We start from the raw sequence: 25,056 nt of genomic DNA, 5'->3' as shown, positions 1-25,056 counted from the left end.
GGACATATTTGTCCTGTTCAAACTTGGGAGTGCGAAATGGCTGCCTTATAATGAGGCGCTTAATGAAGCACAACTAACAGCGAAAGCCAGCATGAAAGAGAAACAAGCTTCCGGCAGGGACGCGTCCCCGTCTTCGTCGAGATACAGCCCGAAGCGCCTGGTGCTGATCGCGCTGGCCGCGCTCAGCGGCCTGGCCGCGATCGGGGTGCTGGTCATCGTGTTCGCGCTGGCAATGGCCTACCCGAACCTGCCGGCGCTCGACACGATCACCGACTACCGTCCCAAGATGCCGCTGCGGATCTTTACCGCCGATAACGTCCTGATCGGCGAATTCGGCGAGGAACGCCGCACGCTGGTGCATTTCAAGGACATTCCGGACGTGATGAAAAAGGCCGTGCTGTCGATCGAGGACGACCGCTTCTACGAACACAGCGGCGTTGACTACCTCGGCATCATGCGCGCGGCGTTCAAGAATGCGACCGGCGGCGCGCGCCAGGGCGCCTCGACCATCACCCAGCAGGTGGCGCGCAATTTCTTCCTGTCGTCGGAGCAGACCTTCAAGCGCAAGGCCTACGAGGCGCTGCTGGCCTGGAAGATCGAGAAAAACCTGAGCAAGGACCAGATCCTCGAGCTGTACATGAACCAGATCTACCTGGGGCAGCGCGCGTACGGCTTCCAGTCGGCGGCCCAGATCTACTTCGGCAAGGACCTGCGCGACATCAGCGTGGCCGAAGCGGCGATGCTGGCCGGCCTGCCAAAGGCCCCTTCCGCCTACAACCCGGTGGTCAACCCGACCCGCGCCAAGACCCGCCAGCAGTACATCCTGCAGCGCATGCACGCGCTCGGCTACATCTCCGACGCCCAGTTCAACCTGGCGAAAGTCGAACCGCTCAAGATCAAGACCGACAGCACCGCCTTTGGCGTGCACGCCGAGTACGTGGCCGAAATGGCGCGCCTGCTGGTGTACGAGCAGTTCAAGGAAGACACCTACACCCGCGGCCTGAACGTGTTCACCACCATCACCAAGGCCGACCAGGACGCGGCTTACCTGGCAGTGCGCCGCGGCGTGATGGAATACGAGCGCCGCCACCCCTACCGCGGGCCGGAATCGTATATCGAGATCCCACGTGCCAAGCCCGAGGCCGACGAAGCCATCGAGGCCGAACTGGCCGAGCACCCGGATAGCGACAACATCGTCGCCGCCATCGTGCTTGCCGCCTCGCCGACCCAGGTGAGCGCTACCATCGCCTCGGGCGAAACCATTACGATGAGCGGCTCGGGCCTGAGTTTCGCCAAGTCCTGGCTGTCTGAAAAGGCCGCGCCGAACCGCCGCCTGCGCCGTGGCGCCGTGATCCGCGTGATGCAGGACGACGAGTCGAAATGGATCATCACCCAGATGCCCGAAGTCGAATCGGCCTTCGTGGCCGCCAGCACCGATGACGGCGCGATCCGCGCGCTAGTGGGCGGCTTCGACTTCAACCGCAACAAGTTCAACCACGTGACCCAGGCCTGGCGCCAGCCGGGTTCCTCGTTCAAGCCCTTCATTTATTCGGCTTCGCTCGAGCGCGGGCTGTCGCCGGCGACCGTGATCAATGACGCTCCGATCAGCTTCGATGCCGGCCAGACCGGCGGCCAGGCCTGGGAACCGAAGAACTACGACAACAAGTACGAGGGACCGATGACGATGCGACGCGGCCTGGCGCAGTCGAAGAACATGGTCTCGATCCGTATTTTGAACAAGATCGGTGCGCGCTACGGCCAGGAATTCGCCACCCGCTTCGGCTTCGACCCGGACCGCAACCCGGCCTACCTGACCCTGGCGCTGGGCGCGGGTTCGACCACGCCGCTGCAACTGGCCGGCGCCTATGCGGTGTTCGCGAACGGCGGCTACCGGATCAGTCCCTACATTATCTCGAAGGTGACCGACAGCGCGGGCAAGGTCTTGTCCGAGGCGCGCCCGGACCGCGCCGGCGTCGAAGCCAACCGCGTGATCGATGGCCGCAATGCCTTCCTGGTCGACAGCATGCTGCGCGACGTGGTCCGCCAGGGCACCGCGACCAAGGCGCTGTCGCTCAAGCGCACCGACCTGGCCGGCAAGACCGGCACTACCAACGATTCGATCGACGCCTGGTTCGCCGGCTACAATCCGAAACTGGTGGGCATCGCCTGGATCGGCTACGACCAGCCGAAGAACCTGGGCAACCGCGAAACCGGCGGCGGCCTGGCGCTGCCGATCTGGATCGGCTACATGGGCAAGGCGCTCAAGGGCGAGGAAATCGTCGAACGCGAGGTGCCGCCGGGGCTGACGCTGTACAACGGCGAATATTATTACGCCGAAAATCCACCCGGCACCGGGGTCCAGTCGCTCGATGTCGGCGCCCCGCCGGCGCCGGCCGAGCAGAAGGCGCGCGACGCGGTGAGAAACGAGCTGTTCTGATTTTTTGCCAGTTGTAAAAATAATGGCGGCCAATTGGCCGCCATTATTCTTTACGCTGACAGCAGGCGTCAGCCCAGCGCCACCGGCGCTCCGCCCTGCTCCGTCACGCACTCCGACAACGAGGCAAACAGTTCGGTATCGTCGCGCGTATTGCGCCACTCGTCGCCGACGCGCTTGTAGTGATAGCCGCCCGCGCGCGCCGCCAGCCACATTTCCTGCAGCGGGGCCTGGCTGTTGATGATGATTTTCGAGCCGTTGCGCAGGAACTCAAGTTCGAGCACATTGCCGCTGCGCTTGCATTCGACGTCCACCACGTCTTCGTCATTGAGGCGGTCGAGGCATTGCTCGATGCGGTCCAGGGTGCTTTCGGCCAGTGCCAAAAATTCGGATTCGGTCATGCTACACTCCAAAGTCTGCTAATCAAACCATGATTCTAATCGTGAAGTCCCCAATCGCGCTTCTTGGTAGCGCCGGCCTCGTCGCCGCACTCCTGTCGGGCTGTGGCCAGACTGGCCCGCTCTACCTGCCAAACCCTCCCGCACGACCTGTTCCGGCCGCCGTCGCCGAGCAGCCGCCGCAACCTGTTTTGTCGAACAACGCCTCTGTCCCGGCACCCACCAAGTAATCGATCCCATGTCGCACTTCCTGTACCAGAACGGCGCACTGCACGCCGACGGCGTCGCCTTGCCCGCCATTGCCGAACAATTCGGCACCCCGACCTATGTGTATTCAAAGGCGGCGCTGCTGGAAAACTTCGGCGCCTATTTCGATGCCTGCCGCGGCCGCGACGCACTGGTGTGTTATGCCATGAAGGCCAATTCGAACCTGGCGATCCTCGATTTGCTGGCACGCGAAGGCGCGGGCTTCGACATCGTCTCGGGTGGCGAGCTGCTGCGCGTGATCGCCGCCGGCGGCGACCCGGGCAAGACCATCTTCTCGGGCATCGGCAAGACCGTCGACGAAATGAAGCTGGCGCTGGAAAACAACATCCTGTGCTTTAACGTCGAGTCGATTCCCGAGCTGCACCGTCTCAACGAGGTCGCCGCCAGCATGGGCAAGCGCGCGCCGGTGTCACTGCGGGTGAACCCGAACGTCGACGCCAAGACCCACCCCTATATCGCCACCGGCCTGAAAGCCAACAAGTTCGGCGTGGCCTTCGACGATGCGCTGGAGACCTACCGCACCGCCGCGGCGCTGCCGCATCTGGACGTGGTCGGTATCGACTGCCACATCGGCTCGCAGCTGCTGGACGACGCGCCACTGCTGGAAGCGCTGGACAAGCTGATCGAACTGATCGACACGCTGGCCCGTGAAGGCATCAATATCCACCACCTCGACATCGGCGGCGGACTGGGTGTGGACTACGGCGCGGAGGGCGACCAGCCGCCGGTGCCGGTGGGCGACTACCTGGCCCGCCTGTTCGCGCGCATCGATGCCTGGCGCGCCGACAAGCACGACGGCCAGGCGATCAAGGTGATCTTCGAGCCGGGCCGCTCGATCGTCGCCAATACCGGCGTGCTGCTGACCCGGATCGAATTCCTGAAACCCGGCGCGGAAAAGAACTTCGCCATCGTCGACGCGGCCATGAACGACCTGATGCGCCCCACCCTGTACCAGGCCTGGATGGGCGTGCAGCCGGTGGCGCCGCGCGACGGCGAGCAGCTGACCTATGACGTGGTCGGCCCAATCTGCGAATCGGGCGACTGGCTGGCGCGCGAGCGCGCGCTCTGTGTCGAGCCGGGCGACCTGCTGGCGATCATGACCGCCGGCGCCTATGGCATGACGATGGCCTCGAACTACAACACGCGCGGCCGCGCGGCGGAAGTGATCGTCGACGGCAGCCAGGTGCACCTGGTGCGCCAGCGCGAGAATCCGGCCGACCTGTTCGCGCTGGAGTCGAAGCTCAGGTAATGCGCGGGCGAACTGCCCAGCAAACCCGCATTCCCGGCAGCGCCGCCACGATCATGCCAATGATGATCGGCTCCTGAACATCGTTCTTGCCCGCTTTTCACTGCGCCCTCGACAGTCACCGTCCAGGGGCAGGAGGCGAGCGGCGGGTTACAGTTCGCCGTATGAGTGCAGGCCCGACAGGAACATGTTCACGCCCAGGAAGGCGAAGGTGGTCACCAGCAGGCCAACCACCGACCACCAGGCCGCCACGCGGCCGCGCAGGCCCGACATCAGGCGCATGTGCAGCCAGGCCGCATAGTTGAGCCAGACGATCAGCGCCCAGGTTTCCTTCGGGTCCCACGACCAGTAGCCGCCCCAGGCTTCGGCGGCCCACAGCGCGCCCAGGATGGTGGCCACGGTGAAGAAGGCGAAGCCGATCGAGATCGACTTGTACATGACGTCGTCCAGCACCTCGAGGCTGGGGAGGCGGTCGGCCAGGATGCCGTGCGACTTCAGCAGGTAGGCAGTGCCGACCATCGCGGCCAGCGCGAAGGTGCCGTAGCCGATGAAGTTGGCCGGGACGTGGATCTTCATCCACCAGCTCTGCAGCGCCGGCACCAGCGGCTGGATCTGCGCGGCGTCGCGCGAGACCGTGTACCACAGCAAGAAAGCGACCGCGGCGGCGATAATCAAGAGCACGAAGGCGCCCAGCTGGCGGGTCGCGTAATGCGCCTCGTAATACAGGTAGAACATCGCCGTGATAATCGAGAACAAAATGAACACTTCGTACAGGTTCGATACCGGGATGTGGCCGACGTCGGCACCCATCAGGTAGGATTCGTACCAGCGCACCATCATGCCTACCGAGCCGAGTACCACTGCGGCCCAGCACAGCTTGCTGCCGATGGCGCTTCCGGCTTCCGAGCGGCTGAGCAACCCAATCCAGTAGAACACGGTGGCGAACACGAACAGCGCGCTCATCCACAGGATCGCGGACTGGCTCGACAGCATGTATTTCAAGAAGAATTTATCTTCGGCTCCGGCCAGCGTGCCGCCGTACATCGAGATCGCCCATAGCGACAGCACGGCCACCAGCGGCATTAGCCAGCGCATCGGCTTCCAGTGCCAGCCCAGCAGCGCGAAGGTCGGCGCGGTCAATACCAGGATCGCCTGTTCGTAGCCGTCCATGAAATGGCCGTAGCGGTTCAGCGCGAACAGCGCCGCGGCCAGCAGGCCGGCGCCATACAACCAGTCGATGGCCGTCAAGCGCCGGAAAAATCCGGCTTCCCGGACGTAGGTTTTCGGCTGGCTGGCCTGGGTTTGCGACAATTCCATCGTTCTCTCCAGATGCCGTGCGGCTCAAGCCGCCTGCGGCAGTTTTTCTTTCAGGTCCTCGAATTCGCGGTCGAACTCGAGTGTCTTGCGCTGGCTGCTCATGGCCATCAGCGCATGCGCGCCGCTGCCGCCGTCATTGCGGACCCACACCCACAAGCGCCGTTCACGAATATAGAACATTGCGAACACGCCGGCTACCAGTAACAGGCAACCGAAGTAGACGATCGGCTTGCCGGGAGAGCGGGTCAGCTGCAGCACCGACGCCTTGATCTCGACAAATTCGTCGAGCTGCAGGTAGACCGGCGCGCCATAGAATACGCTATCGGACAAGGCGTTGGTAGCCAGCTGCAGGTAGCGGCCGTGCGCCTCGGTCGGCTCGACCGGCGGCTCGCCGGCGCGTTCCTGGGCTGCCTGCCACAATTCCCACAAAGTGCCGTTAAGCATCTTCATGAAGATATTCGCGGCTTTTTCCTGCTCTGCGGCCGGGATCTTTTCGAGGAACTGCGACACGCCCGCGAAACCGCCGCGTCCATCCTCGCCCGAGAAGATCGCCAGCGTGCGCGCTGCCGACTGCTCGAGCTGGCGGCCCAGGCCGCCCTGGTCACGCTGCTCGGGCGCCAGTGCGCGGACCGCATAGCGCCTGGCCGCCTCGGCGCGCAGGCCCGGGTCGGCCAGGGCCGCGCGCAGGCGCATCCAGGTGCGCACGCTGTACTGGTCGTCGGCCGGGATCCGCAGGTAGCTGAAGGGCTCGGACGGGCTGGAGCGCACGCCGGCCAGGTATACTTGCGCGCCGTCGATCGTCACCGGCTGCATGTAGTTCATGAACTCGCGCGCCTGCCCGGTCTTGTCGCGCAGCTTGTACTGCACGCTCGGGCCGACGTTTTTCAGATCCTTGTTGTCGGCATCCTTCGCGGCCGAGCCGGAAGCCTTGCCCAGCGTCGCCGTCAAGGCTTCGTTGAACGAGGTATTCTTCGCCACCGCGCGCGCGTCCTGACTGGCGGCGATATTTTCGACGTTGAACGGCCGGAAGCCCGACCACTCTACCGAATAGGTGTCCGCGCCCCGCTTGAGCTCGGTACTCGAGCCGACCGCGCCGGAGATCGGGAAGGCGTCGGCCTTGGTGCCTTCCATCGGGAAGCCGGTAAGTGTGAGCTTGCTGCCGCCATCGTCAAAGCTCGACTGGTAGACGGCGATGCCCTTGTAGATCAGCGGCTGGTTGACCTTGATCGAGGCCGGGAAGGTCTTGCCGGTTTCATGGTCGCGCACCACCACTTCGCTGGCGAACAGCTTGGGCATGCCGGTCGAATAGAAATCGACGACGAATTTCTTCAGCGTGATCGAGAACGGCAGCTCTTGCACCAGCACGCCCGCGGCCTGCGGCAGCAGCGCGGTATCCGTGGTCTGGCCTTCGGCGATCAGGGTGTTGCCGCGGAAGGTAGGGTTCGAGGTGTTCAAGCGGTGCTGGGCCGGAATATCGGCGATCACGCCGCTGCCGCCAAACGGTGTCTTGCCGAAGAACCACTGTTGGAACTTGACCGGCAACTCGGAGTCAAGCATGCCACCTAGCAAGATGACGATGATCGCGCTGTGGGCAAAGATATAGCCAAACTTGTTGCCGGCGCCCTTCTTGGCCGCCACCAGGATGCCGCCATCTTTCTCGACCAGCTTGACCGCATAGCCGGCGTGACGCAGGCGCTCGGCGCTCTGGCCGGCCAGCGCGGCGCGCTCCAGGGGCGCGGTCCATTCCATCTTGTGGTGGAAATTGCGCAGCGATTCTTCGCGCACGTTCTCGCGCCAGCTGCGCATGTCGCGCATCATCTTCGGCCCGTTGCGCACCACGCACAGGCCGGTCGAGAGGATCAGGGTGACCAGGATCAGCAGGAACCACCAGCTCGAGTACACGCTGTACAGGCCGAGCTTGTCGAAGACTTCGAACCAGAACGGCCCGAGCTGGTTCACATAGTTCGGCATCGGCTCGTTCTGCTTGAGCACGGTGCCGATGATCGACGCAATCGATACGATCGTCAGCAGGCTGATGGCAAAGCGCATCGACGACACCAGCTCGACTGCTTCGGCAAGCCCGCGGCGGCGGGTGTTCAGTTCAATTCCGGTGGTGCTCATTTCTGCTTCCGTCAATCGCAGGGTCGGCAGGTCTTGCTGCCTACCCTACGAGATCGCGTTTATTGAAGACCCGCGATATAGTCCGATACCGCTTTCATTTCTTCTGGCGACATGCGTTGCGCCAGCGTCGTCATCTGTGCACTGTTCTTGCGGTTGCCGGTCTTGAAGGCCTCGAGTTGGGCGTAGGTATAGTCCTGGTGCTGGCCCGACAGGCGTGGATACTGGGCCGGGATGCCGCCGGCATTGGCGCCGTGGCAGCTGGCGCAGGCGGCGACGCCTTTTTCGGCAATGCCGCCGCGGTAGATGCGGCGGCCCAGTTCCACGGTGTCCTTGTTCTTGGCAGCACCCGGCTTGGCCTTCTGCACCGCAAGATAGGCCGCAAGATGGCGCTTCTCGTCATCGGTGAGCATCTTGGAATAGGTGGTCATGACCGGCTGCTGGCGCTGCGGGGTAGTGAAGTCGACCAGCTGCTTGTAGGTATAGGCTTCGATCTGGTTCGCCAGCTTCGGGTTGGCGACCATGGTCGAGTTGCCGGCGGCGCCGTGGCAAGACATGCAGGCCGGCAGGCCGCGCGCGGCGTCGCCCGAATCGTAGAGGGTTGCGCCCTTGGCCGGATCGGCCTTGCTGGCGATGCGCGGCACATCGGCCGCGGAAGCACTGCCGCACACGGCCAGGCTGGCAAGCAACAAGGACTTCAAAAGCGAAAACGTCAAACGATTCATTCAAGCACCCTGAAAAAGTCAAAAGCAGATTTTGGAATTTACAGTGAAACAGTGCAGCAGTCTTGCAGACGCTCCCCCGGGGGAGCATGGATTAACCCCTTATTGTACAATAGCTTTGTTTCCGCATCGCCATTCAGTTGTCACTTAAACCTTTCCCCACGTCTAACGCATGTCCAAACTATGGCAAGCCCGGTTCTTCACGACCGTTAATCAGCTGCGCGATCTCCCCGACACCCAGGTGCCGGAGATCGCCTTCGCCGGGCGCTCGAACGCGGGCAAATCCACGGCGATCAATATCCTGACCAATCAGAAGGGCCTGGCCTTCGCGTCCAAGACGCCGGGCCGCACCCAGCACATCAATTATTTCTCGATTGGCGGCGCCCACGTGGGCCAGCACCGCAAGGACCCGACCATCGTCGACGAGATCCGTGCGTTGCTGGTCGACTTGCCAGGCTATGGCTATGCGGAAGTGTCGGGTACGGCCAAGCTGCACTGGCAAAAGCTGCTGGGCGACTACGTCCAGCGCCGCGAACAGCTGGCCGCGCTGGTGCTGATCATGGATTCGCGCCGTCCGTTCACCGACCTGGACACGCAAATGCTGGAATGGTTCGCGCCGACCGGCAAGCCGATCCACTGCATCCTGACCAAGGCCGACAAGCTCAACCGCAACGAGCAGGCCAATATCGTGCGTCAGGCGCGCCAGATCCTCGACAGTTATGTCGATGAAGACGGCGTCGGTTTCCCGTTCACGGTACAACTGTTCTCGGCACTCAAGCGCATCGGCATCGATGAAGCCGATGCCAAGATCCAGGAACTGATCGGACTCGATCGCGAAGACGAGGCGGCCGCCGATGCCGATGCCGACACGGATGGCGGCGAGCCTGTCCAGGACCTGCCGCCGGACGCTACGCCGGACCAGCATTAATCCTCGAGCCACTACCGCCACGACCATGCCCATCATCACGCCCGCCACCTACCCTGCAGCCCGCATGCGCCGCATGCGCCGCGACCCGTTCTCGCGCGCCCTGATGCGCGAGAACGTCATCACGTGCTCGGACCTGATCTACCCGGTGTTCATCCTCGACGGCCAGCAGCAGCGCCAGCAGGTGGCGTCGATGCCGGGTGTCGAGCGCGTCTCGGTCGACCTGCTCCTGACGGTGGCAGAAGAATGCGTGGCGCTGGGCATTCCGGTGATGGCGCTGTTCCCGGTGGTGGATGCGTCGCTCAAGACCTACGACGGTATCGAGGCAAGCAATCCAGACGGCCTGGTGCCGCGCGCGGTGCGCGAACTCAAGCGGCGCTTCCCTGAATTGGGCCTGATGACCGACGTGGCGCTGGACCCGTATACCACCCACGGCCAGGACGGCCTGCCGGACGAGAACGGCTACATTGTCAACGACCAGACCATCGAGTTGCTGATCAAGCAGGCGCTGGTGCAAGCCGAAGCCGGCGTTGACATGGTGGCGCCCTCGGACATGATGGACGGCCGCATAGGCGCGATCCGCAACGCGCTCGAAGAAAACGGCCACATCCACACGCGCATCATGGCGTATTCGGCCAAGTATGCGTCCAGCTTCTATGGCCCGTTCCGCGACGCGGTAGGCTCAAGCGCCAACCTGGGCAAGGCCGACAAGAACACCTACCAGATGGACCCGGCCAACAGCGACGAAGCGCTGCGCGAAGTGGCGCTCGATATCGCCGAAGGCGCCGACATGGTCATGGTCAAGCCGGGCATGCCCTACCTGGACGTGGTGCGCCGCGTGAAAGACGAGTTCAAGGTACCGACCTTTGCCTACCAGGTCAGCGGCGAGTACGCGATGATCAAGGCGGCAGCGCAGAACGGCTGGCTGGACCACGACAAGGTCATGATGGAATCGATGATGGCCTTCAAGCGTGCGGGGGCGGATGGGGTGCTGACCTATTTCGCACTGGAAATCGCGCGCAAGCTCAAGACGCTGGGCTGAGCACCAGCCCAGCCCGATCGGCAGAAACCGCGCACCGGCGCGGTTTTTTGCGTTTACACCGCGTCAGTAGGCCTCGACGTTGACGGCCAGCAGTTCGACCGCCTCGCCATGGGTCATGCCGGGATGGTGGTGGTGTGCCGGCATGGCTTGCATCGGCACGATCCGCACCCGGATCGTGCCGTCGGCCGACAGCGGCTGCGCCGCGCTGGCCTGGCGCAGCTTGTCGGTCAGGGGCAAGGTATAGGTCAGCGCACCGCAGGCGCCACGGTGGCCGAACATCATGATGGTCGCCAGGTAGAACGGACTGCCGGCATCGACCTGGGTCGGATCGTCCGGGCCGTTGAGCACCACCACATAGGCGTCGTGCGCCATCAGCGGAAAGTTCAGCGTGATATTGGCCACCATGACCTGGCCCGCCGTGCGCACCTGCTCGAGCCTGGCGCCAGGCAAGCGCAGCACCGCGGTCGCAGGTTCCGTCCCGTACACCTCGCGCCTGAGAATGGTGCCACTGGCGATGCGCCCGGCGCGCGGGCGCGGCTTGGCGGGCGCGGCGGGCACGACTTCTTCGCCGGTGCCGGGCTCGTAATCGTAGTTGAACGAGGCCATCGAGGCGTAATCCCCGGCGCGGGTCTGCGCGGCCGGCTTGCCCTGCGCGTCGACGAAGAACAGGAAAGGTTGGCGTGCCCAGCGATAGTAGTCGGTAGCACGTTCCGCCGGCGATTTTTGCTCGTCGGGCAGTTTGGTGATGAGCTCGGAGCCTGCCGGAAGATGGGATAGCCCGAGGCGCAGCTGCTTGCGCGTCCAGACATCCCATAGCCGGTCTATATTGCCGTGATGTAAAAAGAAAATCGGGTCGACCGGCGACAGCATTTTACCCATGAACCCGCGCGGCTCGACGAAATTGCAGTCGCGCGAACCGAGGCAGCGGTGCACCGAATTGTGCGGCCGGGCTTCGAGCACGCCGTAGCCGGCCATGGTCGCATGGTTGGCGCTTTTCGGGCTGCCAAAGGTCAGGAAGTCGGGCGCGGCCAGCGCGGTATGGATGGTGGCCTGGGCGCAGGCGTCCGAGGTGGCAAGCGAGAAGCCGGCCTGCTCGCGGCGGATGCCGCGGGCTCCGGGCTGGTCGAAGAACATGCGGCCGGACGGATCGTCGACGATGTCGAACATCAGGTCTTGCTCGAAGCGGATGCGGCGCGCCAGCAATTGGCCGAGCTGGGTGCGTCCATTGAAGCGCTCGCCCTGCATCGTCCAGTAGCCGGCGCCGGAGATTACGCCGGACATGCTGCGCTCGAAATCCTGGACCGCCGACATATAGGCCGGGTGGTTGGGGTCGAGCACATCGTCGAACATACAGTCGGGCACCTTCTGGTCGATCGTCCAGTCCCAGTATGGCAGGGCGAATTGCGGATCACCGCTGAGCTCGCGGCAAATCTTCTCGAGCCAGCCAAGGTAGCCACGGTGCCAGGGCATGAACCACCAGTTGCCATGCGGGCAATCGAGTGTATGGATGATGGCCTGGCGGTACCAGTTGCGCGGATCCTCGGGCGGCAATTCAAGCATCGCGCGCACTGCCTTCGCATAGCTCTTGAGCATACGCTCACCGTGCTTGCCCGACACGTTAGGGCGCCGGTAAGTGGCCACCCGGCCGCTGCTTGCGGCCGTGGCGCCGAGCGGCAGCATGCCGGCGCACAGGGCAAGGCCGGCGGTTTTCAGGGTGGTGCGGCGCGAATGCTTGAACACCTCGTCTGGCTTCTTGATCATGGCGTGCTCCGATGATGTGCAAAGGACAGTGCCTGGCATTAATCTCTCCAAGCACGACGGGATGTCCCGCTAAACAGGGACAACGTCAGTCCAGCCTAGCCGGTCTGGACAGGCCTCATCTGGCGGGGCACAAGAATGCTCATCCGTGGGGAGTTGCGGCAGGTTGAGAGATATGCCCAGGGGCATCTGTTCCTGACGACAGCGCGCGCGCCAGCCATTGCTCCATGGCCTCGGGACGCGAGTAAAAATACCCTTGCAGGTTGGTGCAGTGATTCGCGATCAGGAATTGCGCCTGCTCCCTGGTTTCGACGCCTTCAGCGACGACCTTCAGGTTCAGGTGCCGCGCCATCGACAGGATCGACTTGACGATCGCGATGTCGTCGCGATTGTGCGGGGTGTCCTGCACAAAGCTCCTGTCGATTTTCAGTTCGTGCAATGGCAGCCGCTTCAGGTAAGCCAGGTTGGAATAGCCAGTGCCGAAATCATCGATCGAAAAACGAATGCCCAGCGACGCCAGTTCATTCATGCGGCCGATTGCTTCATCCAGGTCGTCGATCAAGAGGCTCTCTGTTACTTCCAGGATCAGGTTTTCTGGCGGGGCCCCGGTTTTTTCCAGCACGTCTTTCACCTGGTCGACGAATCCCGGCTGATGGAACTGGCGTGGGCTGACATTGACCGACACCGGCAGGCGATGGCCCACCTCACTCAGTGACGACAGGGCCATGCACGCCTGCTCCAGGACCCAGGTGCCGAGTCCAAGGATCAGTCCGCTCTCTTCGGCAATCGGGATGAACTGGACCGGCGAGATCTGCCCGCGCAGCGGATGGTTCCAACGCAGCAGGAGCTCGGCGCCGGCGGGCTGGCCTTGGTGGTCTACCTGCGTTTGTACATGGAGCGTCATTTCCTGGTTGGCAATCGCACTGGCGAGATCATGCTCCAGCGCCAGCCTGAACTCGACCTCCACCTGCATATTCTGGGTAAACAGGACCGCATGGTTGCGGCCGCGCTTCTTGGCCCGGTACATCGCCGTATCGGATTCTCGCAGCAAGTCGTGCGCGCACTGGCCGGCGCCGCGCAGCAGGGTCACGCCGATACTGGCCGACGAGCTATACGGCTGGCCATTGACCTCGAATGGACGCGCGAGTGCCTGGCACAGCTTGCGTGCTTGCGCCATGGCCAGCAATTCGGTGGTGTGCTCATCTTCGGCCAGGCCGGCGAGCACAACGACGAATTCGTCGCCACCGAGGCGCGCCAGCATCTCCGGCGCCTGCAAGGTGGCGGCCAGCCGCTGCGCCACTACCTGCAGGAAAGCATCGCCGACGGCATGCCCGCGTGCGTCATTGATGTTCTTGAAATGGTCGAGATCGACAAACAGCACCGCACCGAGTTGCCCGGTATCGGTGGCCGTTGCCAGTGCGGCGTCGATGCTGCCCATCAGCGAAACCCGGTTGGGCAAGCCGGTCAGGACATCGTAATAGGCGAGCCGATGGATACTTTGCTCGGCCTGCTTGCGCAGCGTGACGTCGCGCTCGATCGAGACCCAATGGGTCAATGTGCCTGCGGCATTGCGGATCGGGATCATGTCGAGCTCGACCCAGAATTGGTCGCCGCGGCGCGTGTAATGCACCAGCTCTTCCCGGAATGGCGCCTGTGCCAGCAATCCTGCGCGGATATTGGCAATGGCTTGCGCACTGGTGGCGGGGCCATGCAGCAGGTAGCTTGGACGCCCCACTACCTCGCTGCGCGGATAACCGGTGATGTCCTCGAACGCGTTGTTGACAAAGATGATGGGTGGCCAGTCTTGCGCCGACTGCGCCGCGTCCATGATGATGACCATGTCCGTCAGGTGTGACAGGCAGGTTCCCAGTAGAACCAGCTCCGAGCGGGCATCTGCCAGTTTGTCGTGCGAGGCGCGGATCGCATCGAGCATGTGATTGAACTGGGCCGCGAAATCGACCACTTCGAGCGGCCCCGAATACGGAACCCGGACGCTGAGGTCGCCGCCGGCGGCCCTGCGCGCTGCTTCCTGCACTGCCAGCATCGGACGGGAAATGCGCTTGCTTACATACAGCGCAAGCAAGAATACCAGCAGCAGTGTCAGGCTGCCAAAGACCAGGTTGCGCAGTGCAGCCTGGCGCGCGCTCGCCAGGACCACGTCGGCGTCGATGCCGGCGACGGCGAACCAGTTGGTGCCAGGAATCGGCAAAAAGCCGATAATCCGATCGACGCCGTCGGATGTCACTGCCCGCGTACTGCCGTCTTTCGTGGCCAACAGGGCTCTCACCCCCTGAGTGTTCCTGAGGTTTTTACCGATGAGTCCCTCGGCGCCACGCGAGCGCGCGATCAGCACGCCGTTGCTGTCAAACACCGCTGTGACGGTGGACGCAGGCAGCTTTTCGGCAGCGACGATAACGCGCAGCCGAGCCAGGTCGATCGGCATCTGAATCGATCCGGTCATGGCCCCGGTTGCGTCGAACACCGGCTGCGCCAGGACGGCCACGACCCGCCCGGTAACCGGCCCCAGGTAGGGAGGCCCCAAGGTGAACTTCTGGGTGGAAAACACGCGCTGGTACCATTCGGCATCGCCCACGAAGGTCGGGCCGCCACGCGGCTGGACCTTGGCGGAACAGACGATATAGCCGCGCCGGTTCGCCATGCTGAGATTGGAGAACTGCGGGTAAAAATCCTGGAAGTGTCCGAAGATCGGGTCGCATCCTGCGCTTGCGCCATCACGTACGCCCGGGCGATTGGCAATTTTCCCCATTACCAACTTCGCATCGGACATCAGCCCTTCGACATTATCTGCCGTCAGTTGGGCAAGGCTGCGTGCCGACCGCGCGGCTTCGCGTTCATCCGACTTGTACTGGTTCCATACCGAGAACGCGAGCAGGAGCGACGCAGGAACCACTGCGGCGGCGGTCAAGCTGTACAGTAAACGGCGAACGGACCAGTTCTTGTAGGTGCGCACTGAATATCCCGGGGCTGGATGGCTCTTGCGGCGTTTCGTGCGCCTCAGTCTAGCATTGATCCATCCGGGCAAGCGACATCTGCAGTGACCAGAAAGCGCCTCGCAGTGCCTCGCAGCGCCACCCGCCGCACTAGCGCCACTGCGGCGGCGGCTTGTACTCGGGGAACATTTCTTTGAACAAGAAGCTGATCAGCGCGTCCGAATCCTGCGGCCGTGCACTCAGCTTGACGATGCGCCCCAGGCGGTGCGAGTCCCATTCGAAATCCCCGGTCTTTTCCTTGCGGATCAGCTCGAGCATTTTCTTGACCACCGCGATCTCGATATCCGGCTCGCTGCCCTGCTCCACCGTCACGTGGGTCAGCCAGCGGCGCTTGAAGCTTGGATTCCAGCCACGAAACTTCAGGTCCATGCTGTGGAAGGTCTTGTTCGACACCGAGAACACGCCGCCGCTCTCGTTGCGGTCTTCGCGGCCGCGGCCATTGATGGCGGCGATATTGGCCAGCGCATTGCGGGTGCCGCGGGCGGCTTCGCTTTCTTCGGACGGCTGGTCGCTGCCGGTGGTGGCGCCGCGCTGGCGCCGGCGCGCTTCGATAAAGGCCTGCATGTCCATCGGCTGCTCGGCGTCGAACTTTGGCTGCGGCTGCTGCTTGGGCTGGGGCTGGGGCTGCTCGACCGGTTCTTCGGGCGGCGTGGTGATGGTGTCGGGCAGGCGCGCGATCTCGATGCGTTCCTGGCGCGGTTTCGGCGCCGGCTTGACCTTCGGCACCGGCGTGGGCGCCTGCTCGCGCGGCGCCGGCCTGGCCGGCTGCTTCAAGGGCGCGACATACACCACCTGGCCTTCGTCGCCGGATGCCGGCTTGGCCTGCTTCTCGTCCTGCTCGGGTTGGAACAGCCAGAGCGCAACCAGCAGCAGGTGCAACAGGATGGCGGCGGCCAGTGCGGGCCGATTCGGGCCCTGGCGCCCGTACGCGAGCACGGTGCGTCCCTGCAGCGCCTGGCCGCAATGGGCGCACACGTCGCCGTGCTCGTCGTAGATATGGGAATGGTCGCGCACGGTAAAACGGTTCCTGGGACGGCTTCTGGATAAATGGCAGGTGGGTGGCCATTACGGCCATGTCAAGAGCCGCAGTCTAACCGGTTTGCGTCAACGGCGCACCCAGGCGCGCCTTAAGGCGGCTTTCAAGCTTTTGCCGTGACAGCAAGCTACTTGTACTGCGCCACAGGGAAATCGTGCGGCAGTCAGTGCGTTCTGCCAAGCCCAGCCAGGTTCGGATGGCCGTTAAGCACATGCAAGCAGTGGGCCTCGGCGCACTTTACAACCCGATTTTCTGTCGAAAAATCTTACACCTTGCAAACTGAACATTCATTAAGGAAATATAAGTTACTGATTTGAATGGAAGTTTTCCTGCTGGCACGGTAGTTGCTTTTAGGTGTGGGTTGTCTCACACCATAACTAACTAGGGAAACCATAAAATGATCAAGAACATTGTTGCCTGCGTCACTCTCTCCGCTGCATTCATTGGCTCGGCCGTAGCAGGCGTTGTGCAAACCGGTAGTGGTAGTGGCTCGTACGACGGCTACCAGGCCTGGGGATATCATGATGTTTCGACTGTCACTTTTGCAAAAAACACCAATATGGTCACGTCCCTGTCCGGCAGCGGCGTCGCCTACGACCAGGGTTGGGGCGGACAATGGGCCGACGGCAATCACGTCGTCATGAGCTTGTACCAGGGCGGAACGCACCTGTGGGCACAGCACGCACTTGGTGGCGGCCGCAACACTTTTGGCACCCAGTTCTTTGACTACACCCACAATGCAGCAATCATGGCTAGCCTCAACAGCGCCCTGAGCAGCATTGTCTGGGACGACACCTCGGCAGTGACCATGCGAATGCAGGCGAACCCGATCGGCTGGGGTGGCTGGGCGCTGCATGTGCGCAATGCTGGCTTCAGCGTCAGCTCGGACGTCGTCAACGTGCCGGAGCCAACTTCGATCGCGCTGCTGGGCCTGGGCCTGGCGGGCCTGGTTGCTGCAGGACGCCGCAAAGCCAAGAACACCTCGGCTCGCGCATAACGACACCTCGTCGAGCCAAGGCTTGAGACCTGAGCCACTGGATCGACTGCCAGCGAAAACGGATTCACATTGACTGTGAATCCGTTTTTTTATGGAAGAGGTAGCGCTACAGTTTGCCCCGTAGCGCCACTGAACCCGCTTGTAAGCCGACTCAGGTGCTCAATGAGGCGCTGTCACCGTTGACTATGGATGACTCCGAATGCGATGCGCAGCAAGTGCTCGACGGAAGTGACTCGCCCGCCATCAAGTGCCCAACGCCACCCCAGGTAATTGGGCAGCCAACGCGAGGCAACCCCGTGGAACTGCGCCAGCCATTGGCGCAAGCGCCGGTGGTAGGCGTTCACGTTCTGGACATGGATCGCGCCCCACTTACTGAACCGAACCCGCTCGCCTGAGCGCAGGTTGACCGCCTGATGGGCGATGCCCCGCTGGCGAGCAAACGCACGGTAGGCGGCATGCGAATCGGTGACCAGGAGCGCTTGCGGGACCAGCTTCGGCAACAGGTGCCGCACCAGTTGGGCTACCTTCAGCGCGCCACGGCCGGTAACGGCATCGATGGTCTGTCCACTGCGGTCACGCGCGACCAGGATGCAGTCGAGGTGGCGCGAGATGCCAGGCACGTTGGCCCGGCCGCCTCGCTTGCGCGGCGGGCGACCGAGTGTGCGCGAGCCTTTTTGCGATTCGAGCAAAAACATTTCGTCGGCTTCAACGATGCCGCCGAGCTGCGCTGGCCGGTCATGCCTGACCCGGTCAAGGAAACGATGGCGCCAACGAAACGCCGTGTTGCGATGGACGCCGATCCGCTTGGCGGCGTCGCGCACCGGCCTGGAGTCGAGCACGGCGCCGAGGTAGTCGAGCCACTTGCCGCGCAGCCTGAGCCGCGCCAGCGGCGTGCCACTCAGGTCGTTAAATGTGCGCCGGCACTGGCAGCAGCGAAAGCGCTGCAGGTCGTTGGCCTGGCCATGCCGGTGGTAGCGCTGGCAGCCGCACTGCGGACAGCGCCGCCCTTTCGAACGGATCTGCCCGATCAGGGCGATTGCCCGGTCGAGACCGGCTGCGGGATGCCGGGCATCGAGCACCTGCAGCCGCTGGGCGTGGTTGAGCATGGGTAGCCGGGCAAACAGCTTGGCAAACCGTGGCGCTTTCATCTACCACTCCCTATCGAGATCGACAGGGGTTGGACCGCAAATTAGCTCAGCAGTTCAGCTCAGCAGTTCAGTGCTCATCCATAGCTAACGGGCACAGCGCCCTCAATGATGCCCCTCGTGCGCCACACCGTGGGTGGTTTCGAGCCTGTCCAGTTGCCGGTCTGTCATTGGGCCGGTGCCGCTGTACTTGTCCAGGTAGAGGTAGATGACCGGGGTGATGTACAGCGTGATCACCTGCGAAAAGATCAGCCCGCCCACCACCGCCAGGCCGAGCGGCTGGCGCAGTTCGGCACCGGCACCAATGCCCAGCGCGATCGGCAGCGCGCCCATCATCGCCGCCAGCGTCGTCATCAAGATCGGTCGGAAGCGCAGGATACAGGCTTCGCGAATCGCATCCTGCGGGCTCATGCCCCCGTTGCGCTGGGCGTCGAGCGCGAAGTCGATCATCATGATCGCGTTCTTCTTGACGATGCCGATCAGCATCAGGATGCCGATCATCGCGATCAGGGTCAGGTCCTTGTCGAAGATCCACAGCGTCAGCAGTGCGCCCACTGCCGCCGACGGCAGGCCGGCCAGGATGGTCAGCGGGTGGATGTAGCTCTCGTAGAGCACGCCCAGCAGCACGTAGATCACGCCAATCGCAGCAATGATCAGGATCAGCTGGCTCGACTGGGTATCCTTGAACACCGCGGCGTCGCCGCCATAGTTGGTGATGATCGAGGCTGGCAGCTTCATCTGGCGACCCATGTCCTCGATCGCCGTGGTGGCGTCGCCCAGCGGCACATCGGGCGCCAGGTTGAACGACAGCGTGATTGCCTGCAGCTGGCCCTGGTGGTTGACCGCAAGCGGGCCGATCGTGCGCCGCACGGTGGTAAAGCTCGACAACTTGACCAGCTCGCCCGACTTGGCGCGCACCGACACCCGCGCCAGGGCCTCGTCGTGGTAACGGTCGCTCGGCGCTGCCTCGAGGATCACGAAATAGCTGGCGGCGCTAGAATAAATGGTCGACACCTGGCGCTCGCCGAACGATGCGTACAGTGCGCTGCGGATATCGGCCATTTCGACACCCAGCAACGCTGCCTTGTCGCGATCGATGTCGACGGTTGCCTGCAGCGCCTTGTTCTGCGAATCACTGGTGACGTCGCGGAAGCGCTGGTCGGCACGCATCCCCTCAAGAAACTTCTCAGCCCAGCTATTGATTTCGCCGCCAGACACGCTCTGCAGCGTGTATTGGTAGCGGCTCTTGCTCTGGCGGCCGCCCAGTTGCAGGTTCTGCAGCGGCGCCAAAAATACCTGGACACCGGCAATCCCGCGCGTGGACTTGCGCAGTTCGTCGACCACCTGCGACATTGGCGGGCGCTCGCTGCGCGGCTTGAGCACCATGAACATGCGGCCGATATTGCCGCCACCGGTAAACGAGGTGACGTCCTGCACATACGGGCTGGCGCGCATCACGTCCAGGACCTGGGCCTGCAGTGTCACCAGGGCCATCGACGAGGTGTCCTCGGAAGCCTCGACCGTCACCCGGATCTGGCCGATGTCTTCTTCAGGGAAAAAGCCCTTCGGCATGGACATGTACAGCACGGCGGTCAGCACGAAGGTACCCAGTGCCAGCATCAACACCAGGAAACGGTGGCGCAAGGCCATGTCGAGGGTGCGGCCATAGCTGTTGCGCACATTGGTGAACATGGCCTCGAAGCGGCGCCCGACCCAGGACATGTCTTTCGGATCGACGTGGCCGCCGTCCTTGATCAGGCGCGAGCACAGCATCGGCACCAGGGTCAGCGACACTACCGCCGAGACCAGCACGGCCAGGCCGACGACCACGGCGAACTCGCGGAACAGCAGGCCGATCACGCCGGGCATGAAGAAGATCGGGATGAACACGGCGACCAGCGAAATCGAGATCGAGATGATGGTAAAGCCCATCTCGCGCGAACCGATCAGCGCGGCATGCATCGGTTTCTTGCCCATTTCCATGTGGCGCACGATGTTCTCCAGCACCACGATAGCGTCATCGACCACCAGGCCGACCGCCAGCGTAATGCCGAGTAGGGAAATATTGTCGAGGCTATAGCCGAACGCGTAAAGCAGCGACAGCGCGCCCAGCAGCGAGATCGGTACCGTCACGGCCGGAATAAAGGTGGCAGTCCAGCGGTGCAGGAACAGGAAGATCACCAGGATCACCAGGATCACGGTACCGGCGAGAGTCAGGTTGACGTCGTGGATCGCTTCGCGGATCGACACCGAACGGTCGCTCACGAGGTGGATCTTGATCGACTTGGGCAACTGCTGCTCGAATTTCGGCATCAGCTTGCGCACCGCGTCGACCACCTGCACGGTGTTGGCGTTGGGCTGGCGCTGCACCATCAGCACGATCGAGCGCTCGCCATTGAGGCTGCCGGTGGCCTTGACCGACTGGTAGCTGTCCTCGACCTCGGCGACGTCGCGCAGGCGCACCGGCAGGCCGGCGCGGGTTGCCACGATCAGGCCGGCAAAATCGGCGGCGCGCATCAGTTGGCCGCCGCCCTGGATGGTCAGGGTCTGGGTAGGACCGTCGAGCATGCCCAGCGGGGTATTCGAATTGGCAGAACGCAGCGCCGCCGCCAGTTCGGCCATCGAAATGTCGCGCGCGTTCATGAGATCGGACTTTGCCCGCACCCGCACCGCAAAGCGCTTGCCGCCATTGACCGTTACCTGGGCGATGCCGGGAAGGGTCGAAATCGCTGGAGACACCAGGTTTTCCGCATAATCGTTGAGGTCGGCCAAGTCCATCGACGGCGAGGTCATGTGCATGAACAGGATCGGGGAGTCCGCCGGATTGACCTTGCGGTACGACGGCATCTCGGTCATTTCTTGCGGCAGGCGCCGCTGCGCCACCATCAACGCGGCCTGGACGTCGATCGCGGCCTGGTTGACGTCGATCGATTCATCGAACTCGAGCGTGAGGTTGGTGTCGCCCTCGGTGCTCGTCGAGCTGATCATCTTGATGCCGGCGATCGTCGCGAACTGCTTTTCCAGCGGCAGCGCCACCGACGAGGCCATGGTTTCCGGGCTGGCGCCGGGCAGGTCGGCGCTGACGTTGATGACAGGGGTGTTATAGCTCGGCAGTGCGGCAACCGGAATCTGCATGTAGGCCAGCACGCCCGCCAGGATCAGGGTCAGCGACAGCAGCACCACCATGACCGGACGGCGGATGCACAATTCGGACAGATTCATGCTTTTTCACCTGGTTTAACAGCCGCGGCGCCGGCGGCGGGCTTGCCGGCTGGACGCACCTTGGCGCCCGGCCGCAGATTCTGCTTGCCCTCGGTGATGATTTTTTCGGTGCCGGCCAGGCCGCTCACGGCAGCATACTCACCAAAACCGTGCAGTCGCGTCACCTTGACCTGGCGCGCTTCGTTGCCCTCGCCCATCACGTAGACGAAGGTGCCCTCGGTATTGGTGATGATGGCGTTTTGCGGAATCACGACCGCGTCGCGCAGGGTCTGCACGGTAGCACTGGTGGTGACGTACTGGCCCGGCCACAGGCTGGTGGCGCCGTTGGAGAACTGGGCCTTGACCCGGATGGTGCCGGTGGCCGGATCGACTGCATTGTCCACGAAGGTCAATTCGCCCATCACCGGCTGGGTATTGGCGCCGGCGCCGGCGCTGGCCTGCACCGCCACCTTGCCGGCGCGGTGCGCGGCCAGCAGCGCGCCAAGCGAAGACTCGGGCAAGTTAAACGCCACGTCGATCGGGTCGAGCTGGGTGACCGTGGTGAGCGAGGTGGCAGGCTGCACCAGGGCGCCCGGATGCACGTCGATGGCGCCGACGCGGCCCGACATCGGCGCGCGAATGGTGGTGTAGCTGGCGCTGACCTGGCGCGCGCGCGCGGCCGCGGTATTGCTTTGCACCAGGGCCTGCGCCGATTCGACCTGGCTCTTGAGCGAGTCGACGGCGCTCTGGGACAGGAAGTTTTGCGCGGCCAGATCGCGGCTGCGCTGGTACTGGCGCTCGAGGTCGGCCAAGGTGGCGCGGTTTTGCGCCACCTGTGCCTGCGCCTGGGCCACGCTGGCGCGGTCGGCGCGGTCGTCCAGCGAGAACATCACCTGTCCCTGCTTGACGAACTGGCCTTCGCGGATATGCACCTTGCTGATGGTGGCGGTGGTCTGCGGATGCAGGTCGACGGTGCGCACCGGCGTGACGATCCCGTTCGCGGTCAGCTCGACGCCGACGTCCTGGCGCTTCGGCGACACGATGTTCACGGCGGTCGGCCCCTGGCCGCCGCCAGGGCCCTGCGCGCCTCGCGCGGGGGCGGCGTCGTCCTTGCCCATGGTCCAGGCGCCGGCCACGGCCAGCGCCGCGACCACGGCGGCGATGCCGATATTTTTCTTGTTCATGTTCGTTCCTATGCCGCCAGTGCCTGCGGCTTGTTAAGGTGTTGACCGGTGCACGTATGGTGTCGACCTGCGTACCGGTATTGCATCCAGTTTTACTTGTCCGGGTAATACGCCGGCAATACCAGCGTCACTTCCAGGCCGCCTTCCGGGTGGTTGGCCAGCGCGATGCTGCCGCCATGCTGCTCGGCGATGTTACGCGCAATGGTCAGGCCCAGGCCGGTGCCGCCCGACTCGCGCGAGCGCGAGGTTTCGACCCGGTAGAACGGATCGAACACGCGCCCCATTTCCGACGCCGGGATGCCCGGACCGCTGTCGCGGATGCGCACCCGCGCCGCGCCATTCAAGCGTTCGACGCACACGCGCGCATTGCGGCCATATTTCACCGCGTTGTCGATCAGGTTGCCCAGGCAGCGGCGCAGGTCCATCGGGCGGCCCAGCATGGCGATGCCGGCCTGGCCCTTGAGTTCCACCGACTGTCCGGCATCGACGGCGTCGGCGCACACGGCCTCGAGCAGCGAATCGAGGTCGAGCAGGTGCATGTTTTCGGTGGTGTCCATGCTGCGCGCCAGGTCCAGGCCTTCGCGCACCATTTCCTGCATGGCCGACAAATCGCCCACCAGGCGTTCCTGCAGTTCGGCGTCGCCCACCTTTTCCAGCCGCAGCCGCATCCGGGTCAGCGGCGTTTGCAGGTCGTGCGTGATCGCCGCCAGCATCTGGGTGCGCTGGAAGATGTATTGCCGGATGCGGGCCTGCATCGCATTGAAGGCGGCGCTGGCCTGGCGAATCTCGCTGGAGCCGGTCAGTGCGAGCGGCGCGCGGTTGATGTCCTGGCCAAGGTCTTGCGCGGCGCGCGCCAGCACCTTCAGCGGGCGCGTGGTCATGCGCGCCACCACATAGGCCAGCGCAGCGATGCTGATCAGGAACGGAATGATGACGCTGCGATAATCGGTCTCGGGACCGGTAAAGGCCGAGCGCGGCGGCAGCACCGAAAGGCGCAACTCTTCACCGTCGCGCAGGCGCACGTTGAGCGCCTCGCATGCGCCCCGCCACTGGGTGCGGATCAGGCCATACAGCACGGTCTGCCGATGCGGCATGTCGCATGACGGCGGACGCAGCCCGGACGAGGTGATACGGTAGCCTTCGCCCAGGCGCGCCGCCAGCGCACGCGCGAACGTGGTCGGCGGCTCGGCCGGCGGCTTGGGCGGCGCCACTTCGAGGCGCAGGCCGGGCCGATTGGCCACCGACAGATAGACCGAGCGCGCCGAGGCCGGCACGATCTCGGTCGCCATCACGAGCTGCTCGGCGCGCTCGAGCAAGTGCTGGTCGCGCTGCTGCTCGATCACGCGCTGGCGTTCGAGGTCGGCCACCAGCTGGGTCAGCGTGGCCGATATCAGGATGCCCAGCAGCAGCGTGATGAACACCCGCCCGGTCATCGATCCAAAAAACGCTTTCACGCCTGCGGCTCCACCGTGACCTGGCCGGCCAGCACATAGCCGCCATTGCGCACGGTCTTGATAATCTGCGGCATGCGCGCGTCTTCGCCCAGCTTCTGGCGCAGGCGGCTGATCTGGATGTCGATCGAACGGTCGAAGGGATCGGCGTCGCGCCCCTGCGTCAGGTTCAGCAGCTGGTCGCGGTTGAGCACGCGGTTCGGGTGCTCCAGGAACACGCGCAACAGCCGGAATTCGGCGCCCGAGAGCATGATCACCACGCCCTGCGGGTTGAGCAGGTGGCGCGCGGTCAGGTCGAGGGTCCAGCCGGAAAAGCACATCTGCTGCACGTTTTCGGACGGCGCATTCGATGGCATCGCATGCGATCGGCGCAGCACGCTGCGGATGCGGGCCAGCAGCTCGCGCGGCTCGAACGGCTTGGGCAGGTAGTCGTCGGCGCCCATCTCGAGGCCAAGGATGCGGTCGAGCGGCTCGTTGCGGGCGGTCAGCATGATCACCGGCAGGCTCGAGGTGGCGCGCAGCTTGCGGCACAGGGTCAGGCCGTCGTCGCCAGGCATGTTCAGGTCGAGCACGATCAGGTCCGGGCGCGCCTCGTCGAGCGCCTTCCACATGCCGGTGCCGTCGGCGGCAGCGAGCGTGCGGTAGCCGTTCGACTCAAGGTAGTCGGCCAGCAGGGTGCGGATGTCGCGGTCGTCGTCGACGATCAAGATCGTTGAGGGATTATCCATAACCGCAATTATCCGCATTCAAGGCAAGGATGGACAGACGTTTTGTATCGGCATGTATAAGCCGATCGCGCCGAAA

General features: G+C 63.7%; 18 protein-coding genes. 6 read left to right on the top strand and 12 right to left on the bottom strand.

The features are described from left to right. Nucleotides 1-91 precede the first annotated feature (91 nt). The gene (locus NRS07_RS02965) at nucleotides 92-2,437 is read left to right on the top strand and encodes a penicillin-binding protein 1A (protein WP_259211031.1); all 2,346 of its coding nucleotides are present in this window, start codon (nucleotides 92-94) and stop codon (nucleotides 2,435-2,437) included. Between the two features lie 68 nt (nucleotides 2,438-2,505). Here the strand turns inward: NRS07_RS02965 and cyaY are convergent, their stop codons facing one another. Then, entirely contained in the window at nucleotides 2,506-2,835 is a 330-nt protein-coding gene (gene cyaY / locus NRS07_RS02960) for an iron donor protein CyaY (RefSeq protein WP_259211028.1), read from the bottom strand. Nucleotides 2,836-2,864: 29 nt separating this feature from the next. Between cyaY and NRS07_RS20330 the strand changes: the two genes are divergently transcribed. Next, on the top strand, nucleotides 2,865-3,062 hold the full coding sequence (locus NRS07_RS20330; protein ID WP_373889852.1) for a lipoprotein: 198 nt from the start codon (nucleotides 2,865-2,867) through the stop codon (nucleotides 3,060-3,062). An 8-nt stretch (nucleotides 3,063-3,070) separates the two neighbouring features. Next, on the top strand, nucleotides 3,071-4,348 hold the full coding sequence (lysA, locus tag NRS07_RS02955; RefSeq protein WP_259211026.1) for a diaminopimelate decarboxylase: 1,278 nt from the start codon (nucleotides 3,071-3,073) through the stop codon (nucleotides 4,346-4,348). A gap of 147 nt (nucleotides 4,349-4,495) precedes the next feature. Here the strand turns inward: lysA and ccsB are convergent, their stop codons facing one another. The 3 genes from ccsB to NRS07_RS02940 are packed head-to-tail and all read right to left on the bottom strand — an operon-like array spanning nucleotide 4,496 to nucleotide 8,505. Then, nucleotides 4,496-5,662, bottom strand: a complete 1,167-nt coding sequence (ccsB, locus tag NRS07_RS02950) for a c-type cytochrome biogenesis protein CcsB (protein ID WP_259211024.1) — start codon at nucleotides 5,660-5,662, stop codon at nucleotides 4,496-4,498. Between the two features lie 24 nt (nucleotides 5,663-5,686). Next, the gene (locus NRS07_RS02945) at nucleotides 5,687-7,783 is read right to left on the bottom strand and encodes a cytochrome c biogenesis protein ResB (protein ID WP_259211022.1); all 2,097 of its coding nucleotides are present in this window, start codon (nucleotides 7,781-7,783) and stop codon (nucleotides 5,687-5,689) included. Between the two features lie 59 nt (nucleotides 7,784-7,842). After that, complete coding sequence (locus NRS07_RS02940; protein ID WP_259211020.1) at nucleotides 7,843-8,505, bottom strand: c-type cytochrome; 663 nt, start codon at nucleotides 8,503-8,505, stop codon at nucleotides 7,843-7,845. Between the two features lie 169 nt (nucleotides 8,506-8,674). On the opposite strand from NRS07_RS02940, the gene yihA reads away from it, so the two are divergent. Both yihA and hemB read left to right on the top strand, forming a co-directional pair. Continuing rightward, nucleotides 8,675-9,430 carry a ribosome biogenesis GTP-binding protein YihA/YsxC gene (yihA, locus tag NRS07_RS02935; protein ID WP_259211018.1) on the top strand — a complete coding sequence of 252 codons (756 nt, stop codon included), beginning with the start codon at nucleotides 8,675-8,677 and terminating at the stop codon, nucleotides 9,428-9,430. Nucleotides 9,431-9,455: 25 nt separating this feature from the next. Then, nucleotides 9,456-10,469: a porphobilinogen synthase gene (gene hemB / locus NRS07_RS02930; RefSeq protein WP_259211016.1), complete on the top strand. Its 1,014-nt coding sequence runs from the start codon at nucleotides 9,456-9,458 to the stop codon at nucleotides 10,467-10,469. A gap of 63 nt (nucleotides 10,470-10,532) precedes the next feature. Here the strand turns inward: hemB and NRS07_RS02925 are convergent, their stop codons facing one another. The 3 genes from NRS07_RS02925 to NRS07_RS02915 all read right to left on the bottom strand — a co-directional run bounded on the left by NRS07_RS02925 (nucleotide 10,533) and on the right by NRS07_RS02915 (nucleotide 16,252). Then, complete coding sequence (locus NRS07_RS02925; protein WP_259211013.1) at nucleotides 10,533-12,230, bottom strand: tyrosinase family protein; 1,698 nt, start codon at nucleotides 12,228-12,230, stop codon at nucleotides 10,533-10,535. Nucleotides 12,231-12,369: 139 nt separating this feature from the next. Then, nucleotides 12,370-15,270, bottom strand: a complete 2,901-nt coding sequence (locus NRS07_RS02920) for an EAL domain-containing protein (protein ID WP_259211011.1) — start codon at nucleotides 15,268-15,270, stop codon at nucleotides 12,370-12,372. A gap of 58 nt (nucleotides 15,271-15,328) precedes the next feature. Next, nucleotides 15,329-16,252, bottom strand: a complete 924-nt coding sequence (locus tag NRS07_RS02915) for a hypothetical protein (protein ID WP_259211008.1) — start codon at nucleotides 16,250-16,252, stop codon at nucleotides 15,329-15,331. A 419-nt stretch (nucleotides 16,253-16,671) separates the two neighbouring features. Here NRS07_RS02915 and NRS07_RS02910 point away from each other — a divergent pair, with 419 nt between their 5' ends. Next, nucleotides 16,672-17,271, top strand: coding sequence for a PEP-CTERM sorting domain-containing protein (locus NRS07_RS02910; protein ID WP_259211006.1), 600 nt, complete (start codon nucleotides 16,672-16,674; stop codon nucleotides 17,269-17,271). Nucleotides 17,272-17,444: 173 nt separating this feature from the next. Here the strand turns inward: NRS07_RS02910 and NRS07_RS02905 are convergent, their stop codons facing one another. From NRS07_RS02905 to NRS07_RS02885, 5 genes are all read right to left on the bottom strand, one after another. Continuing rightward, nucleotides 17,445-18,419 carry an IS1595 family transposase gene (locus NRS07_RS02905; protein WP_259211004.1) on the bottom strand — a complete coding sequence of 325 codons (975 nt, stop codon included), beginning with the start codon at nucleotides 18,417-18,419 and terminating at the stop codon, nucleotides 17,445-17,447. 102 nt (nucleotides 18,420-18,521) lie between these two features. Next, nucleotides 18,522-21,638 (bottom strand): efflux RND transporter permease subunit, encoded by a 3,117-nt coding sequence (locus NRS07_RS02900; protein WP_259211003.1) that lies wholly within the window; start codon nucleotides 21,636-21,638, stop codon nucleotides 18,522-18,524. Beyond that, nucleotides 21,635-22,801, bottom strand: a complete 1,167-nt coding sequence (locus NRS07_RS02895) for an efflux RND transporter periplasmic adaptor subunit (protein ID WP_259211002.1) — start codon at nucleotides 22,799-22,801, stop codon at nucleotides 21,635-21,637. Before NRS07_RS02895 ends, NRS07_RS02900 begins: the two co-directional genes overlap by 4 nt. 92 nt (nucleotides 22,802-22,893) lie before the next feature. Then, nucleotides 22,894-24,255 carry an ATP-binding protein gene (locus tag NRS07_RS02890; RefSeq protein WP_259211001.1) on the bottom strand — a complete coding sequence of 454 codons (1,362 nt, stop codon included), beginning with the start codon at nucleotides 24,253-24,255 and terminating at the stop codon, nucleotides 22,894-22,896. Further along, the gene (locus tag NRS07_RS02885) at nucleotides 24,252-24,980 is read right to left on the bottom strand and encodes a response regulator (protein ID WP_259211000.1); all 729 of its coding nucleotides are present in this window, start codon (nucleotides 24,978-24,980) and stop codon (nucleotides 24,252-24,254) included. The genes NRS07_RS02890 and NRS07_RS02885 overlap by 4 nt, the downstream gene beginning before the upstream one ends. Between the last annotated feature and the right edge of the window lie 76 nt (nucleotides 24,981-25,056).

Origin of the sequence: Massilia sp. H6, from assembly GCF_024802625.1 — a bacterium.
In the GTDB taxonomy this organism is placed as follows: domain Bacteria; phylum Pseudomonadota; class Gammaproteobacteria; order Burkholderiales; family Burkholderiaceae_D; genus Telluria.
The sequence above is the reverse complement of the archived record's forward strand: the minus strand, read 5'-3'. Positions and strand labels throughout refer to the sequence as shown.